We start from the raw sequence: 15,171 nt of genomic DNA, 5'->3' as shown, positions 1-15,171 counted from the left end.
GTTAAATCCCATAACCTTGCTGTATTGTCCCATGATGCCGTAGCGATGTATTTGCCGTCAGGACTAAAACTGACACTCGATACCGCCTCTTGATGTCCTTTAAATTCTTGTATCAACTTGCCTGTTAAATCCCATAACCTTGCTGTATTGTCCCATGATGCCGTAGCGATGTATTTGCCGTCAGGACTAAAACTGACACTTGTTACCCAAATTTGATCTCCTTTAAATTCTTGTATCAGCTTACCTGTAACATCCCACAACCTTGCTGTATTGTCCTCTGATGCCGTAGCAATGTATTTGCCGTCGGGACTAAAACTGACACTTGTTACCTGACCTTGATGTCCTTTAAACCAATTTTGTTCTCGGATGTTGTCGAGAATCTGATTGAGGGCAATCTGCGGATTAGATATCGGGTTATCTGCAAAGGAACGAACTTCCTTGACTGTGGCTTTGAGTTCTTTTCCAATTTTCACGGCTGAGATTAAAGCCTCTATTTGATTATTACCCAACTCAGATAGTTTCAAAACCTCACTTGCCGATAGCTCTAATTTTGTCAATTTCTGTGCCTGGTCCACTTGCTGCCGCGCTAATCCCATTACAGTTGCAGCTAAAACTATGCTAATACCCAATACCGCTGTACCAATACCAATTCGTCTCTGGGCTTTTCGCTGTGATTCTACTGACAACAGTTCGGCTTTTTGTGTGGCCTCTGCTAATATCTGATTTTTCGCTTCAGTTTGCTTAAATTTTTCGCGTAATTCTAGTAATTCCGCACCGCGCTGTTTGCGGATAAAAGGCACTAAATAATCGTGGACAAGTTGGTAACGTTCAATCGGAGTTGCTGGCACTTCTAACACCAATCCCGATTTAACGACAATCTCTAAAATTAACTTTAAATTTTCTGACTCAGTTCCTAAGTTTGCTGCTAACTCAGCCAGAGTTTTCTGAGGACGAGTGTTGTTTTCATCCGTCAGCAAATACAAGACAAGTTCGGCAATTTCTCTATTATCCTGGCCGCAGTCTGCGATAACTTCTGCTAAAAATTCCTCAACCAGTTTGACCTTAGCCGGACTGCCTAGTTGCTGATATTCACCCAGTCGAGTAATCGGCCGTTTTTCTAGTTGCGTTCCCACAATTTGCAACTCAATCGGCCGCACTTCCCGCACTTCACCTGCTAAATCTTCTACCAGCGCGTTTACCAAATCTTCGGATAAGTCAAGTTGAGAGAGTTTTGTTAAGGTTTGGAGAACAATTTTAGCATCGGCTAGCGAAAAATTGCCCAAGTAATAGCAGATTTTTTTATTGAGAATGTCGTTATCAATTATTGACAAATTGCTGGCGCGATTCCATTCTAACAAGTAGAAAAGATAATCTTCCCGCAGCGACAGGATAATTTTGAGTTCACCAATCTCATTTAAACATTCAGCCAAAAAATCATAGAACTCTCTCCGGCTAGTTTGGTCTTGATAAGCAAAGAAAAATTCCTCAAACTGGTCAAAGATTAGTACCGTCAATAAATTGCGATTTTGATTCAGTCGCAACTGTTCCAGAATAGCTATCGGCGTGTCAATAGGAGTAGATAAACTCTCACCTTTTATTTTTTTAATTCCCGATCGCAAACACTGACCGCAATCCCTCGCCCAATCGTGATAAGACTGCAATAAAACAGGCAATACATCCCGCGCGTCAAAAGTTGTAAGTTGCAGGGCTGGAACTAACCCCGCTTGAATAATCGAACTTTTTCCTACTCCAGACTGTCCGTGAATAATTGTCAGCTTGCAAGCAGGTGTACCTATCCGTTGAATTATTCGTTTAACATCCTGCGACCGCCCGGAAGCGGCGATAATTTCCTCAACAATTTCAGCTTGTGATTGACCTGATTCTAAACCGTTCTCAATTATTTGTTGCGGCGGCTGCAAGCGACCTGCACCGATAAAAGCTTGCAGTCGATATTTGCTTTTAACTGCTTGTTGTTCGAGTTTAAGGTAAAATGCTTTTAAATATTCGCTTTGCTCAAAATAGAGAGTTCTCAACTCTTCTAAAATCCTCAAATAAAGCTGCACGTCATCTTGAGGTTGTGTAATTTCTTTAGCTACTTCTAAGTTGTTAACTGCCTGCGACTCTTGAGTGAGATTTAGCTGCGCTTTTGCCCAAAGTAACCGATACAAACCATTGTTTTGTTGGGATACTCCTGGTTGTGCCAAAATAGCCAATGCTGATTGAGCCGATTGGCAAGCTTTGCCCCACTCCAAACTTTGCAGCGCCACCTCAGCCAAAAAGCCGTAATCTTCAGCTACTTGACTCGGAGTGCCGTAAATTTCGTGCATTTCTAAGGCTTTTTTAGCTAAAATTTGCAACTCTTCCCAATCTTGTAAAAGTCGCAGCACTTCGCCGAGTTCGCTAATACATTTCGCAGCTAAATCATGCCGCTGCACTTGCTCAAAGCTATCCAGAGATTGTTGTAAATACTTTCTAGCTTCTTGCCAATAACCTTGATTTCCTGCCCGGTGCAATTCAGCTTTGCGGTTGTAAGCTTGAGCAATTTTCTGGCAGACAATTCCTTGTCTTTCTAAGTGGCGATTTTGCTGCCAAAATGTCAAACTTTGCTGATAATGATCGAGTGCTAAATCTATTTGATTTTTCTGAAATTCAACTAAACCGCGAATAAATTGCCAACTAGCTTGCAATTCCTGGTCTAATGCTGCATTTACCAAATCCTTCTCCAGCAACTCCATTTCACAGTCATCTAATTTGAAATTATCAACATCAGCAAAAGCTTGACTGGTTTGTTGTTGTAACAAATTCATCAAATCATCGGGCGGCATGGTAAACTGAATTGGAGGAGGAGCCCAAGACTTCAAATCATTCGCCGATCGACTAAATTTAGACAGTACAGCATCCGTCACCCATAATATCAACGGAAAAGCAAAATCTTGTTTGAATTGGTCTCGCGCTCTATTAGCCCCAGCTAGCAGGTCATCAATCGCCACCACCGATTCTATACCGAAAACTATTAAAGCTTTCGGCGGTTGCTCTTGGACGGCATTGAGAATAGTTTGATAAAGTGTTTTGGTGGCAGGTTCGAGGGCTAATTCTTGATATTCAACAGTAGAGCGATCGCGCAATTTTTCCAGCATAATATCACGCAAGGTAGCGTAATTGCAGCACACTAAAGTCAAAGAAAAAATTCTTTGAAACCGGGCGATCGTCCGTACCAATGTAGAGAGCGATCGCTCATTTTCTGCTGCAATATCTTCGGCTAGATTTGAGTTTACCATAATCTCACGAATTTTGCTGCTGCCACAGCTTAAATTTGTCAGTTTCCATCAACAGCGGGTTCAACGCAAACCAATTTCCTTGAGTGTCGTCTACATACTCAAAAACCCACAGATTTCGCAGCAAATCTTGGTATTCTTTATCTCCATTTATGCTTTGTTCTTTCACCACCTTAAACAGTAATTCCCACTCATCATTATCAATGCCGCGAATCAGACTGTCGCGGGAATTACGAATCACAGATTGCAACACATTTTGGGAAATGGGAGGGTCATCTTGCTGCAAGCAACCAAACAGCATCCCCATCAAGTTTCGCAGATGACCTCCGCTGACTCGGCACAATTCATCTAAAGTTTCAGGGCTGTCAAAAACTTCGGTAATTAATGTAATATATTCCTCGGTTGGCACATCAGGGAAAGCCCGCGACATCACCATGCGCCGCAGCAAATTCATCCCCTCAACAAATTCGCTGCCGTCTCTCTTCTTTACAGGTACCATTGGCAAAATTTTCGGGTCAACTCCACCCCCCAATCGATTTTTCAAAATTTCACTTTCATTGCCAAAAATCAATCCCAGCGGCACGGTATAAACTAAATGGCAATTCAGTTTCCGCAACTGATCGCCCCGGTCAATAAAGATATATTCTGGCAACGGTCGCCCCGCTGCATTGGGCCGAAAAACTATCCGGTCTAAGTTGTCAACAATCACCACCAATCCTTTTTTACCCCGCTGCTTTAGCTGATTAATGGCTACATCAATAATTTCTTGATTAATCAGTTCTAACATTTTATTAGCTTGCGGTTCCATGTACTGTCTCAGTTTAGATCGCAAGTCGGGATTGCTTTTGGTTGTGGCAGTAATTTTGGCGATGCCTAAAGGCAGAGAAACTTCCAGATTTCCGTCTGTATTGCCCTTATATTTGCTGCCAAAAAGTTCTCCTGCGGCTTCTAAAGTCACAGGGGTTTGTAAAAAATTCCAACTATTTTTTAACAATTATTTAAAGCGCTGGGGCTGGAAGGAAATTTTGCTCTCTTCCAAGCTTTGAGTGACTCGCCGTGCGATCGCTAACATGATATCTGTCAAATCGAGATCCATTTCATCGAGGTCTTGTGTTGACTCGAAGTAAACTACATGAAACCCCTCATCTGTTAACTCTTTTTCCAGTCGCGACAATTCAGTAGACTTGCCACAACCAATATGTCCGGTAAACAATTGGCAAGTCGGTTTATCTCGTGCCAGACGGGTAATTGTCCGTTTGAGTATGTTAATAACTTTTCCGCCGCGCACCTCAGCAAAATCAATGTAGTAGCGCTGATCTTCGGCATTGCCCAATATCAAGGAGTGACTGGGGTTGCAGGCGTCGCAGAATCGATCGAAATCTAGGTTCATAAAATTTTATAAATTAGTTTTTGTAGTTATTGTAGGGTGGGTCAGGGCTGAATGTTATTACCAGAGACAAAACAATTTTCCGGCTAAGCACCCTACGGTTAGTTAGCTGACCACCCATACGTCGAAGACTATTAGTGTGAACCTGGATGCTGTTTCCAATATTGGTAGGCGGCATAGGCCAAGGTGACAGCGCCGGTCACGATCGCAGATTCATCGACCTCAAATTGCGGGTGATGGAGGGGATAGTTCGGTTTGTCAGTCAGTCCCACTCCTAAGCGAAACATGGTTCCGGGTGCGTGTTCTAAGTACATCGAAAAATCTTCGGCGCCGAGGGAGGGTTCTGGTAAAATTTGGACGCGCGATCGACCTAAAGCTTCTAAAGCCGCAGTTTCGACTAATTGCGTGAGTTTTGGGTCGTTTTGGACTCCCGGCACGCCGCGCTTGTAGGTGAGTTCGTACTTAGCGCCGTAAGTTCCGCAAACGCTAGAAACAATTTGTTCGATCCAAGCCGGCAGGTTTTCGTGGGTTTCGGGATGGAGCGATCGCACAGTTCCCAATAATTTTACTCGATCGGCAATTACGTTCGGCGCTCGTCCGCCGTTAATTTGCCCGATCGTCAAAACCAGTGGCCTCAAAGGATTTTGCGTGCGGCTAATTGCCTGCTGCAAAGTGGTAATTATCTGAGAAGCAATCCAAATTGCGTCGATCGCCTCGTGGGGACGCGCACCGTGGCCGGATTCGCCCATCACAATCAATTCTATGTCATCTGCCGCCGCCGTCAGTGCCCCGTGGCGGATACCGATGCAACCCCCGGGAATCGTCGGAAAAACGTGCACTCCGAGGATGCCGTCAACATCTTGCATCGCCCCGTCTTTAATCATCCATTGAGCACCTTGGGCAATCTCTTCCGCCGGCTGAAACAAGAAGCGGACGTTACCGGGCAATTTTTCCTCTAGCTGAGACAATATCATGGCTGCGCCCAAACCGACCGTGGTGTGGATGTCGTGGCCGCAGGCGTGCATCACTCCCTCGTTGCGGGAGGCAAATTCTAAGTTTGTGCGTTCTTGAATCGGCAAAGCATCCATATCGGTGCGAATTGCCAGCCAGCGAGACTCGCTGCTGTTGCCTTTGAGTTCGCCGAGCACTCCTGTTTTGCCGATTCCTTCGATGGCGTGAACTCCGCTGGAAGCGAGAACTCCGGCTACGTAGGCGGCGGTTTGATATTCTTGACCGCTGAGTTCGGGGTGGGAGTGGATGTGGCGGCGAATTTCGATTAAGCGGGGTGCTAGGGTGGCGGCTAATTCTTGGATGCGGGGAAGCATGAATTTAGTTGGGGAGTGCGGTACAAGTTGTAGTCAACTAGGTTAACGCATATGTTTGGGGGTGAACAGGGTTATAAGGCGCAAATGTGCGATCGGGCTTTTGGATGGCAATGCTATTTTGTTTGTGAATAAGATTTTTTTTTTTAACCGCAGAGGGCGCAGAGGACGCAGAGAAAAGAGAGAAAAGAGAGTTAGGTTGAAACCAGGAATAAACGTCTAGATTCTAGGTTCAAAGGCTGATTTTTAGTTGATAATATCATGTCCGGTCGAGCAACCGCGATTTTTGTAGGGGCCCGTGAGCCAACAATACCTGTTAATAATTGACCATCTCAAAAACCCGCCCCGACCGGGATATTATGGTTGATCGATCGGACATGAGATAATTTCTGGTTGTGATATCATCAAATAGTACATTTATTAAAAATATTTTCTATGATTAGCTTTGGATTCTGGAATGTAATAATTATAATTACAGTGGCTGGGTTTCTCAAATTTAATTGGCGATTAGATAGCGAAAAAACAGCATGGCAAGATTCTTTGTTTTTAAAACATCCTTCGATCCAAAGGTTGACTCATTTTTTTCGTCAACCTATTGTTAACTTTATTTTGCAAGCAGTTATTGTATTAGTTCTCACCCGATTTCTCTGTTATACCGGTTGGTTGGTTTACAATCTGACTAATCGGCCCGATCCCCCTTACTGGGATTTTAAGTGGTTTTATGTAGCGAGTAGATTAGCCCATCAGCATTTGAGTCCCTTTAATGTAGAAGTGTTTAACAGCGGTTTCTGTAGCATCACTAAAGTGTGTGGGTTTATTCCTTCTTTTGTTTATCCACCTAATATCATTCCTCCGCTGTGGTTTGTGGGCTATTTCCCTATGAAGACTGCATTCACAATCTGGACTTGGCTGCATCTTATTGCCACAGGTTTTGTTTTATGGGGAGCGAATATCTTGTTGGTGTCGCACTCACGAGCTTTTCGGACTATTTGTAGTATATCAGTTGCATTCCTCTACGGTTTTGTCTTCGATCTTCAAGTTGGCAATGTGGCAACTTTTATTGCTGTTATGCTGTTATGGATGTTTATTTATGCTAGAAAAAATCAGGATGTAATTGCAGGAATTTTATTAGGAATAGCACTTTTTAAACCCACTTTAGTTATATTGTTTATTCCTTATTTTTTAATCAAAAGACGGTTTCAGCTAGTTTTTATATCTATAGTCACGGTAACTGTTTTGGCAGTTATAGGTCTAGCTGTAACGGGCAATTCTTTAACAGGATTTATACAGGATGCGACTCGTGGATTTCCACTCTGGCTCAACGATCCATCGAATAATGCTTATATTTCTATGAGTCGCCTTGATTTAAGGGTTATGGGGCCGAGATTTTTCCCCGATAGTCCCTTCGTGGCGAAGCTATTTTCTGACTTGATTATTCTGGTGCTAGTTGGTTTAGTGAGTTGGTATTTTTACAAAAAACAATCTCGCAATGCTTGGTCAAAAAAGGTTGACTTATCTGAAATGGTGCTAATTTCTACTTTGAGTATTGCTATCAACTATTCACAGCCCACCAGTTCTGTGATGTTAGCACCGGCGGTAGTTTTTTTGCTGAATGATTTATGTTTTCAGATTAAAAATTGTGCCTTCTCTAGGCAAAGAATGTCGGTTTGGTTATTGGCGGCGGGCTGTGTTATGGTGCAAACCGCTGTGATTCATGGCGGGCTGTTGGTGTTTCTAGGAAAGCGGTGGAACTGGAAGGGGGGGGAATTGCCTTATTTGTTTAAAGTAACTATTTTTTCACTACCGAGTTATGCGATTTTAGGTCTTACGTTAAGTGTTTTAGTCTTAGCAATTACCTCTCTTCCTCAAAAACAGGTTGCTGAATTTGACGGACAGAACTGAAGCAATAAATAGACATTCATCTGGCCAAGAGCAAGTAATAGGTAGCGTGTTCAAAATGTCATTTTATAACAAATTTATTCATCTCTCTCTTCTCTTCCTCTGTGTTCTCTGCGTCCTCTGCGGTTAAATCATTCAGAGTCGCTGTCGATTTTCTGTTGCTGCGATCGATCGTCGCTTTGAATTCTCCCCTCAGATTTAGCCTCATCTACTGCTTCTTGAATTAATGTCAATACCATATTCGAGACCGGCCGATAATGCGATTTGGCTAACCGCTCTAGGTCTGCTTTAAGTTCTTCTGGAAGATATACAACTATTCTGGGGAGTTTTGCTGGCAAGGCTGTTATTTGTGCTTTTACTGCCCTATTGTACCTTACCGCGTCACCGTCTCAAACAAAGTACACGGCAGGACACGCAGGCAGTTGAGAGCGATCGCCCGCAGTGGTAGTTGGTAGTTTAATCGTCTTTGGATTCATTAAACTTGCCTTCCTTCTGCGCTCTTTCGAGTCCTTCTTCGACCAAAAGTAATGCCATTTGGGAAATCGAACGACGCTCAATACTCGCCAGTTTTTCTAACTTCTCCTTGATTTCGGGTGGCGGGTAAAAGGCAACTCTAGGAGATTTTGCAGGACTCACATTGTTTGGGGGTAGCGTGTTCACCATGTCATTTTAGCTGACTGCAAATTTTTTAGAGCTTTTTTAAGCCAAGGTAGCACACCACAATCTAGTTTAGGCTAAAGTAATCTAAACACCCAAAAACCAAACCCCACTCCAACACAAAATCAACGGCCTGACAGGTTGGCAGTTGAGAATGACTCATCAGCGTAGAGATCAAAGGTTAATTGCTGCTGGGTTCATCTTCTGTAGTCTTTTTAGCCAAGTAAGCATCTACAGCTTCAGAGACAATCCGACTTACCAGATTGCTGACTGTCCGGTCTTCTTTCTTGGCCCAATCTTCCAAGACGTTGTAGGCGTTTGGAGGAACGTAGCTGGTGACTCGTTTTAGGTTTTTTGCTGGCAAGTTAGGCAACTGGGAATTTACTTCATAGATCGATCGTACTTTCTTTGTACGCCTCTTTGGTGTCGCCCCTTCAGGTGTTTGACTCATCCCGTTTCGCCTGGGCTTGCTCTTGCTCTTGACACCAGTTTTCTATTAGTTGACCTCCGACGCTGCTCATATCCCTTTCCGCACGAACGCACAAGGCTTTGAACCTGATCTTCAATGCCTTGGGAATTACAAGTTTGATGGTGTCTTTTTCATTTGCCATAACTTTATTTTCACACGTTTACGTGTGAAAAGTTTAAAATTCCCTTAGTTACCTATTCCCATATTCCCATAGCTGTGCTAGACTGAGGATGTACAAACGGAAAAGCGATCGCCCCTGGCCTGGAAAACTTGAGGGCGATCGCAATTCCACTATTCGTGTAATTCAAAGTCTATGATATCACAGCCAAAGTCAGTTACCGAGCTGCTCCGGGAAGAAATTCCTGATGTACCTCAAGGTAAGCAACCGATTCGTTTGCTGTTGTGTGGCGTTCCCAAAGCGGTAGAAAGTATCGTTAATCTGTTGCACGTTTTAGGTTTTGCAGAAGTTGGGGAATGGAGCCCGCCTCTACCATCGCCGATAGCGGGTGAGGTAATCCGGATTTTAACCCGTTACTGGAAAGAATAATCTTGGAGGGCGATCGCACGAATTGAAAAAGTGCGATCGGCCTTTCTGTCTCATTTAGGGCTTACCCATAAATACCAAAGAAACCGGGTTTTTTGCCGCTACTACGAGGCGTAGCGCGTCTTCTCGAAAAAACCCGGTTTCTGGCCTCCCGTAATTTGAGATAAAATATGGATAAGGCCTAAACATGACAAACAATTCAACAAAGTCAAATATTATGCAAGTTGTCATTCAACCTCCCTCCCTCATTGAAACCGGAATTAAAGTCGAAACAGTCAATAATCGCCCTTTGTTCAAATTTACTGATCGACTTCAACTCCATCTAGAAAGCCTTCTGGAAAAAAATAAAGTCAACGATCTAACGGCTGAAGAACAAGACGAACTCAAGGCCATCAACGAACTCGATCGCCTTTTTACTTACCTAAACTCCCTCCTCCTCGCTCAAAAATGACCCTTACCGAAGCAACCCGCCAATATGTAAGACAACGGGCTAAATATCTTTGCGAATATTGTCACTCTCCAGAAGAAATCAGCACCTCTCGTTTTACCATCGACCATATTAAACCCCGTTCTTTAGATGGTACTGATGATGTCAATAATTTAGCGCTTGCTTGTAGCCGTTGCAATCAACGCCGTTACAATTTTACAGTAGCTAGCGATCTAGAAACTCAAGCAGAAGTAGCTCTATTTAATCCTCGAAGTCAGCAATGGCAAGAGCATTTTATTTGGACGAGGGAGGGTACAAAAATTATCGGAGTTACAGCAATTGGTCGCGCTACTTGCGATCGGCTTGACGTGAATGACGAACGGTATCAAGGAGAGCGATCGATTCAGGAAGCACGCGGTTTATGGATTAAAGCTGGCTGTCATCCACCAACAGACGATCCCAGAGAAACGTAATAAACTCTTAGTCTGCGGAGGCAGACTTCGTTTGACCAGAAGCGGTTTCAACCGCCGAATAATACAGGCTATTTTGATGACATTCGATAGCGCGTCCAAAAACAATACAATACAACCAAAACCAACCATCCCGACACACAGCAAAACCCAGGAAGCGCAACATCAATATTGGGTGAAGACTGGGCGTTAACTTCAATCAATTGATTAACATAAGGTTGAACAAAGTTGTCATGAGCATCTTCTAATGCTTCGCGTTGTTTGATTCTGTCTTCTTGGTCGTTCATAATTCACCTCGTTTTGTGCTTATGAGGTAAATTATTTTTTTGGGCTTTTGCCCAATCAAGCAAAAACAAAAAATTCTGAAACCCTTGTATAATCGGGGTTAAGCGCTTGGGCAAACCAACTGGTTTGGGCAAACTTGCCCAAGCGACGATGAATTTTATTCAAAAGGTAGCGATGGCACGAAAATACGGGAAAAACGCCACCACAAAAAACAACGTTTTCAAACTGGTTGAGGCCTTACTCGCCCTCACGAATGGGGAAATTGGCGTGGCTGGGGATAAGCTGAAAGTTACGTTCCAGGATAATGGGGAAATAGCCGTTTCAGGGGACAAGCTGAAAGCTACGCTCAAGTTGCTATGGGAAAAGGAAAATGAGTTGCTGGTATCGGGGAAATTTCAGCAAAAACTCAACAACAACAAAACCAAAATTGTTGAAGGGATAACTAAGGAAGATTTATGTACATTGGTGGAATGCTTAGGAAAGGCGTTAGAACTCTCTCAACCCAATGATGAAAAGAATGTCAATAACTCCCAGAGAAGAGGAGAGGCAATCCAAGATGTTCTCGACTGTCTGAAAGACTTAGGTATACTTTACCTTAAACCTAGTGCAAGAAATCAAGGTTATTGGAAATTTTCCCTTAAGCTGAAGAATCAGATTAACCCCAAAGAAAATTTAGAAGTAATTGAGGAAAAGTGGAAGGTTAAATTTGGCTCCGTCACAGTCGAGATATCCCATGAAACTCCTAAACCTAAAGAAGAACCCATAAACTGGCAAGAAATCTGCCGCCAAAACCTCGCCCACCAACAGCAACTCACCACCAACCCTTTCACCAACGCCTGCGGGATGACTCCGCAACTCGATGGGGTTTATGTTCCCTTAGCCATTGTTGAACGCCAAAAACCCAAACCTCAGCCAAGGAATCAGCAGGAAGAAAAGGAAAAGGAAACAGAAAAACTGATTCCCATTGCTGAAGAAAGGTTTTTTGAGGATGTATTGCGACAAGGGAAAAGCGACATTAGTCAAGGGCGAAAAATTGCGATTATTGGCGAACCGGGTGCGGGGAAAACCACGCGGTTGCAGAAGATTGCTGATTGGATTTTAGAGCAAGAATTGGGGTTGCCGATTTGGATAGATTTAGCTGAATTAGGCGCGCAAAGTATCTGTGACCATTTGGAAAAGGTGTGGTTGTCTCGGTGTCCAGGAGGAGTGACGCGCGGTGATTTAGAAGCACAAATGAGTCGGGTTTGGTTGTTGCTGGATGGTGTGGATGAAATGGCCAACACTCAAGGAATGCAGCAGTTAGCGAAAGATTTGTCAAGGACATGGGTGCAGGCGGCGCGGGTGGTGGTGACTTGTCGGGTGAATGTTTGGGAGGCGGATAAAAATGCTTTTTCGGGGTTTGATGTGTTTCGCAATTTGGAGTTTAATTCGGAACAAGTTACGGAGTATATTCGCCGTTGGTTTGCGGGGATGGGGGATGCTGCGACGGGGGAAAGTTTGGAGGCGGAATTAGCAGAGTCGGAGAATTCCCGTCTCAAGGAGTTGATTCAAAATCCGTTGCGGTTGTGGATGTTGTGTCAAATTTGGAGTTCGAGACAGGGAACTTTACCGGATACTCAGGCAAAATTATATGCCAGTTTTATTAAGTATTTCTATCGCTGGAAAGAGCAAATTATCAAAATATATGAAAAGCTATGTGGCAAAAGTCACAATGAGTGTCAGAAACTTTTACATGAAGGGTTAGGAGAATTAGCCAAAGCAGCAATTGATGGCAAATCGAGTCGTTTTCGCTTGTCCTATCAGTTAGTCAGTCAGTATTTGGGAGCTCGAAGCGATGAAACGTCTTTATTATCATTGGCGTTATCTCTAGGATGGTTGAATCGGGTTGGCATCGATATTGATGAACCGGAAGAATCAGTCTATGCGTTTTATCATGCGACGTTTCAGGAGTATTTTGCGGCGTTGGCGGTGGATGATTGGGATTATTTTTTACCTCGGAATCATGTTGATTTTCCGGTGGTGGGGAAGGCATATCGGATTTTTGAAGCGCAGTGGAAGCAGGTGATTTTGCTGTGGTTCGGGCTGGAGGGTGTAGGGAAGAATGAGAAGGAAGCGTTTATTAAGGCGTTGGTTGAGTTTGAGGATGGGCGTGATATTGGTTTTTATAAAATTCGGGCGTATTTTCTCGCGGCTGCGGGGATTGCTGAGTTTAAGGATTGTAGTCTTGCTGATGAGATTGTGTCGCAAATTGTCAAGTGGGGATTTGCAGAAAAACAGGATAGTTTGCAAGTTTTTAGTCCTATTTTCGAGGTAGCAAGGGAGATACTAAAAGACACGGATCGGGAAAGGGCGATCGCCGCTTTAGTCGAGTTAATCGGTACTTTACAGAATGAAGATACCCGGTGGCAAGCGGTATATAGCTTAGCGGCAATAGACAAAAATAACGCAGTTGTAATCTCCGCTTTAGTCCAGTTGATCGGTACTTCACAGAATGAAGATCCCCGGAGGAAGGTGGAATATTTATTAGAGAAAATAGGCAAAGATAACCCAGTTGCGATCGCAGCTTTAGTACAGTTAATCCGTACTTCACAGAATGAAGATATTTGTAGGCAAGCGGCATATAGCTTAGGAAAAATAGGCAAAAATAACCCAGTTGCGATCGCAGATTTAGTCCAGTTAATTCATAATTCAGGTGATGAAAGTACCCGGTACCAAGCGGCAGATAGCTTAGGGAAAATAGACAAAGATAACCCCGTAGCCATCGCAGCTTTAGTCGAGTTAATCAACTCTGCTCAAAATCAACATATCCGATGTTTCGCGGCACGTAGCTTAGGGGAAATAGACAAATATCACCCAGTGGCGCTCGCAGCTTTCGTCGATTTAATCAACTCTGCTCAGACGAGAAATACCTGGAGAGCAGCGATATTTAACTTAGGAAGAGTAGGCAAAGATAATCCAGTGGCGACCGCAGCTTTAGTCGATTTAATTAATAGTGCAATTAGTAAATATACCCTGACAGATGCGGTATATAGTTTAGCAGAAAGAGGCGAAAACAAATCATTAGCGATCGCAGCTTTAGTCAAGTTAATCAATACTTCTCAGGATGAATATATCCGCAGTGCAGCGGCAGGTATCTTAGGGGAACTAGACAAAGATAACCCAGTGGCGGTCTCCGCTTTAGTCGAATTTATCAGCAATTCAGGTGATGAATATACTCGGGTGGAAGCGGCATATAGCTTAGGGGCAATAGACAAAGATAACCCAGTGGCGATCGCCGCTTTAGTCGAGTTAATCCGCAATTCAGATAATGAAAGAACCCGGAGCCTAGCGGCAGATAGTTTAGGGAAAATAAGCAAAGATAACCCAGTTGCGATATCGGCTTTAGTTGAGTTAATCAATACTTCTCAGGATGAATCTACTCGGAGGCAAGCGGCAAATAGCTTAGGGAAAATAAGCAAAGATAACCCAGTTGCGATATCGGCTTTAGTCGAGTTAATCAATACTTCTCAGTATGAATCTACTCGGAGCCAAGCGGCAGATAGCTTAGGGAAAATTATGAAAGGTAAACACTTCGCCACCGTAGTCTCAGGATTAAAAAATTACCTAACTTCCCAAGTACGTGCAAACGCTTTTGATCTCCTTATACCTCCCTTCAGAGTCATCTGGAACTGCGCCCAAAATCTGCCTTACCCAACTTTCTATCAAGCATGGCACCATCAACTCACCACACCCCATCCAGAAGTCCCAGAAACAACAGGAGTCGGTTCTACCCCCTTCACCCAAAGCCTCAATTTAGCAGATTTACCCAACATCCTTGATGCCAGACTTGCAGACACACAATTAATCGAATCCGTACAGCTAATTTGCATCGACACCAGCAAATTCATCGACTCCGATAACCCCGCCCTCGACATCTACGAACAATTCCTCGACCAAAACTGTCCCGAACGACTCAACGGCGAACCCGAAACCCTCCCCCAACTCAAATCCTACTGGAATCGACTCCGCCGCCACAGCAACAAACACCCCATCCTCATCTTCTACGAAGACCCCACATCCGCCGCGGCCCGAGGTTTTAGCCCTACTTTCCTCGATGCCCTTACCCGCTTCCACGGTACAATCTGTCTCATCACCGACTCACCTCATCCACCCCTGCAAACCTTCTCCCCCCATGACCCCGATTTACTTCAAACTGTCGTAAACTGGCTCAAACGACTTCATCTAGAGTCCTAAGTTTTGACTGTCGGGAGTTACGCATCAAAACCAAAGAAACCGGGTTTTTCACTTTAGTTAAAGGTCGGGATGCAGTATTCTCGCAAAAAACCCGGTTTCTGACTACCCGCAAACCAAAGAAACCGCGTTTTTGGCCGCTTCTACGAGGTGTAACGAAGTATTATCGAAAAAACCCGGTTTCTGACTACCCGCAAACCAACGTT

At 43.9% G+C, this 15,171-nt stretch carries 12 protein-coding genes and 1 pseudogene; 5 read left to right on the top strand and 8 right to left on the bottom strand.

From position 1 onward, the window contains the following. The 3 genes and pseudogenes from QUA00_RS10180 to QUA00_RS10170 all read right to left on the bottom strand — a co-directional run. A partial coding sequence (locus QUA00_RS10180; RefSeq protein ID WP_445305731.1) for an nSTAND1 domain-containing NTPase occupies positions 1-3,278 on the bottom strand: 3,278 nt, incomplete at its 3' end. 4 nt (positions 3,279-3,282) lie between these two features. Continuing rightward, positions 3,283-4,665 (bottom strand): annotated as a pseudogene (locus QUA00_RS10175) (P-loop NTPase fold protein). A 131-nt stretch (positions 4,666-4,796) separates the two neighbouring features. Beyond that, entirely contained in the window at positions 4,797-5,987 is a 1,191-nt protein-coding gene (locus tag QUA00_RS10170) for a M20 family metallopeptidase (RefSeq protein ID WP_333409518.1), read from the bottom strand. A 432-nt stretch (positions 5,988-6,419) separates the two neighbouring features. Here QUA00_RS10170 and QUA00_RS10165 point away from each other — a divergent pair, with 432 nt between their 5' ends. Further along, positions 6,420-7,886: a glycosyltransferase family 87 protein gene (locus tag QUA00_RS10165; RefSeq protein WP_333409517.1), complete on the top strand. Its 1,467-nt coding sequence runs from the start codon at positions 6,420-6,422 to the stop codon at positions 7,884-7,886. Between the two features lie 128 nt (positions 7,887-8,014). Here QUA00_RS10165 and QUA00_RS10160 read toward each other — a convergent pair whose 3' ends face one another. The 4 genes from QUA00_RS10160 to QUA00_RS10145 form a co-directional block, all read right to left on the bottom strand. Next, complete coding sequence (locus QUA00_RS10160; protein ID WP_333144161.1) at positions 8,015-8,221, bottom strand: ribbon-helix-helix domain-containing protein; 207 nt, start codon at positions 8,219-8,221, stop codon at positions 8,015-8,017. Positions 8,222-8,339: 118 nt separating this feature from the next. Further along, positions 8,340-8,546 carry a ribbon-helix-helix domain-containing protein gene (locus QUA00_RS10155; protein WP_083888202.1) on the bottom strand — a complete coding sequence of 69 codons (207 nt, stop codon included), beginning with the start codon at positions 8,544-8,546 and terminating at the stop codon, positions 8,340-8,342. A gap of 175 nt (positions 8,547-8,721) precedes the next feature. Then, entirely contained in the window at positions 8,722-8,991 is a 270-nt protein-coding gene (locus QUA00_RS10150) for a ribbon-helix-helix domain-containing protein (protein ID WP_332957635.1), read from the bottom strand. Next, the gene (locus QUA00_RS10145; protein WP_332983430.1) at positions 8,975-9,151 is read right to left on the bottom strand and encodes a plasmid partition protein ParG; all 177 of its coding nucleotides are present in this window, start codon (positions 9,149-9,151) and stop codon (positions 8,975-8,977) included. Before QUA00_RS10145 ends, QUA00_RS10150 begins: the two co-directional genes overlap by 17 nt. A gap of 171 nt (positions 9,152-9,322) precedes the next feature. On the opposite strand from QUA00_RS10145, the gene QUA00_RS10140 reads away from it, so the two are divergent. From QUA00_RS10140 to QUA00_RS10130, 3 genes are all read left to right on the top strand, one after another. Beyond that, on the top strand, positions 9,323-9,556 hold the full coding sequence (locus tag QUA00_RS10140) for a hypothetical protein (RefSeq protein ID WP_333144162.1): 234 nt from the start codon (positions 9,323-9,325) through the stop codon (positions 9,554-9,556). Between the two features lie 184 nt (positions 9,557-9,740). Beyond that, on the top strand, positions 9,741-10,004 hold the full coding sequence (locus QUA00_RS10135) for a hypothetical protein (protein ID WP_333409516.1): 264 nt from the start codon (positions 9,741-9,743) through the stop codon (positions 10,002-10,004). Then, positions 10,001-10,453, top strand: coding sequence for an HNH endonuclease signature motif containing protein (locus QUA00_RS10130; RefSeq protein ID WP_333144164.1), 453 nt, complete (start codon positions 10,001-10,003; stop codon positions 10,451-10,453). The genes QUA00_RS10135 and QUA00_RS10130 overlap by 4 nt, the downstream gene beginning before the upstream one ends. Before the next feature lie 68 nt (positions 10,454-10,521). On the opposite strand, the gene QUA00_RS10125 is transcribed toward QUA00_RS10130, so the two are convergent. Beyond that, complete coding sequence (locus QUA00_RS10125) at positions 10,522-10,737, bottom strand: hypothetical protein (protein WP_333144165.1); 216 nt, start codon at positions 10,735-10,737, stop codon at positions 10,522-10,524. A gap of 106 nt (positions 10,738-10,843) precedes the next feature. Here QUA00_RS10125 and QUA00_RS10120 point away from each other — a divergent pair, with 106 nt between their 5' ends. Next, positions 10,844-14,968 carry an NACHT C-terminal alpha/beta 1 domain-containing protein gene (locus tag QUA00_RS10120; protein ID WP_333409515.1) on the top strand — a complete coding sequence of 1,375 codons (4,125 nt, stop codon included), beginning with the start codon at positions 10,844-10,846 and terminating at the stop codon, positions 14,966-14,968. The last annotated feature ends 203 nt before the right edge of the window (positions 14,969-15,171 follow it).

The sequence above is a fragment of the Microcoleus sp. T2B6 genome (genome assembly GCF_036700475.1).
Taxonomy (GTDB): Bacteria; Cyanobacteriota; Cyanobacteriia; order Cyanobacteriales; family Microcoleaceae; genus Microcoleus.
Note: the sequence above shows the minus strand (reverse complement) of the source record. Positions and strands in the feature narration are given on the sequence as shown.

Coding starts and splice junctions, on each gene's coding strand:
- QUA00_RS10170 (WP_333409518.1), bottom strand. CDS start 5,987: ATGCTTCCCCGCATCCAAGAATTAGCCGCCACCCTAGCACCCCGCTTA.
- QUA00_RS10165 (WP_333409517.1), top strand. CDS start 6,420: ATGATTAGCTTTGGATTCTGGAATGTAATAATTATAATTACAGTGGCT.
- QUA00_RS10155 (WP_083888202.1), bottom strand. CDS start 8,546: ATGGTGAACACGCTACCCCCAAACAATGTGAGTCCTGCAAAATCTCCT.
- QUA00_RS10150 (WP_332957635.1), bottom strand. CDS start 8,991: ATGAGTCAAACACCTGAAGGGGCGACACCAAAGAGGCGTACAAAGAAA.
- QUA00_RS10145 (WP_332983430.1), bottom strand. CDS start 9,151: ATGGCAAATGAAAAAGACACCATCAAACTTGTAATTCCCAAGGCATTG.
- QUA00_RS10140 (WP_333144162.1), top strand. CDS start 9,323: ATGATATCACAGCCAAAGTCAGTTACCGAGCTGCTCCGGGAAGAAATT.
- QUA00_RS10135 (WP_333409516.1), top strand. CDS start 9,741: ATGACAAACAATTCAACAAAGTCAAATATTATGCAAGTTGTCATTCAA.
- QUA00_RS10130 (WP_333144164.1), top strand. CDS start 10,001: ATGACCCTTACCGAAGCAACCCGCCAATATGTAAGACAACGGGCTAAA.
- QUA00_RS10125 (WP_333144165.1), bottom strand. CDS start 10,737: ATGAACGACCAAGAAGACAGAATCAAACAACGCGAAGCATTAGAAGAT.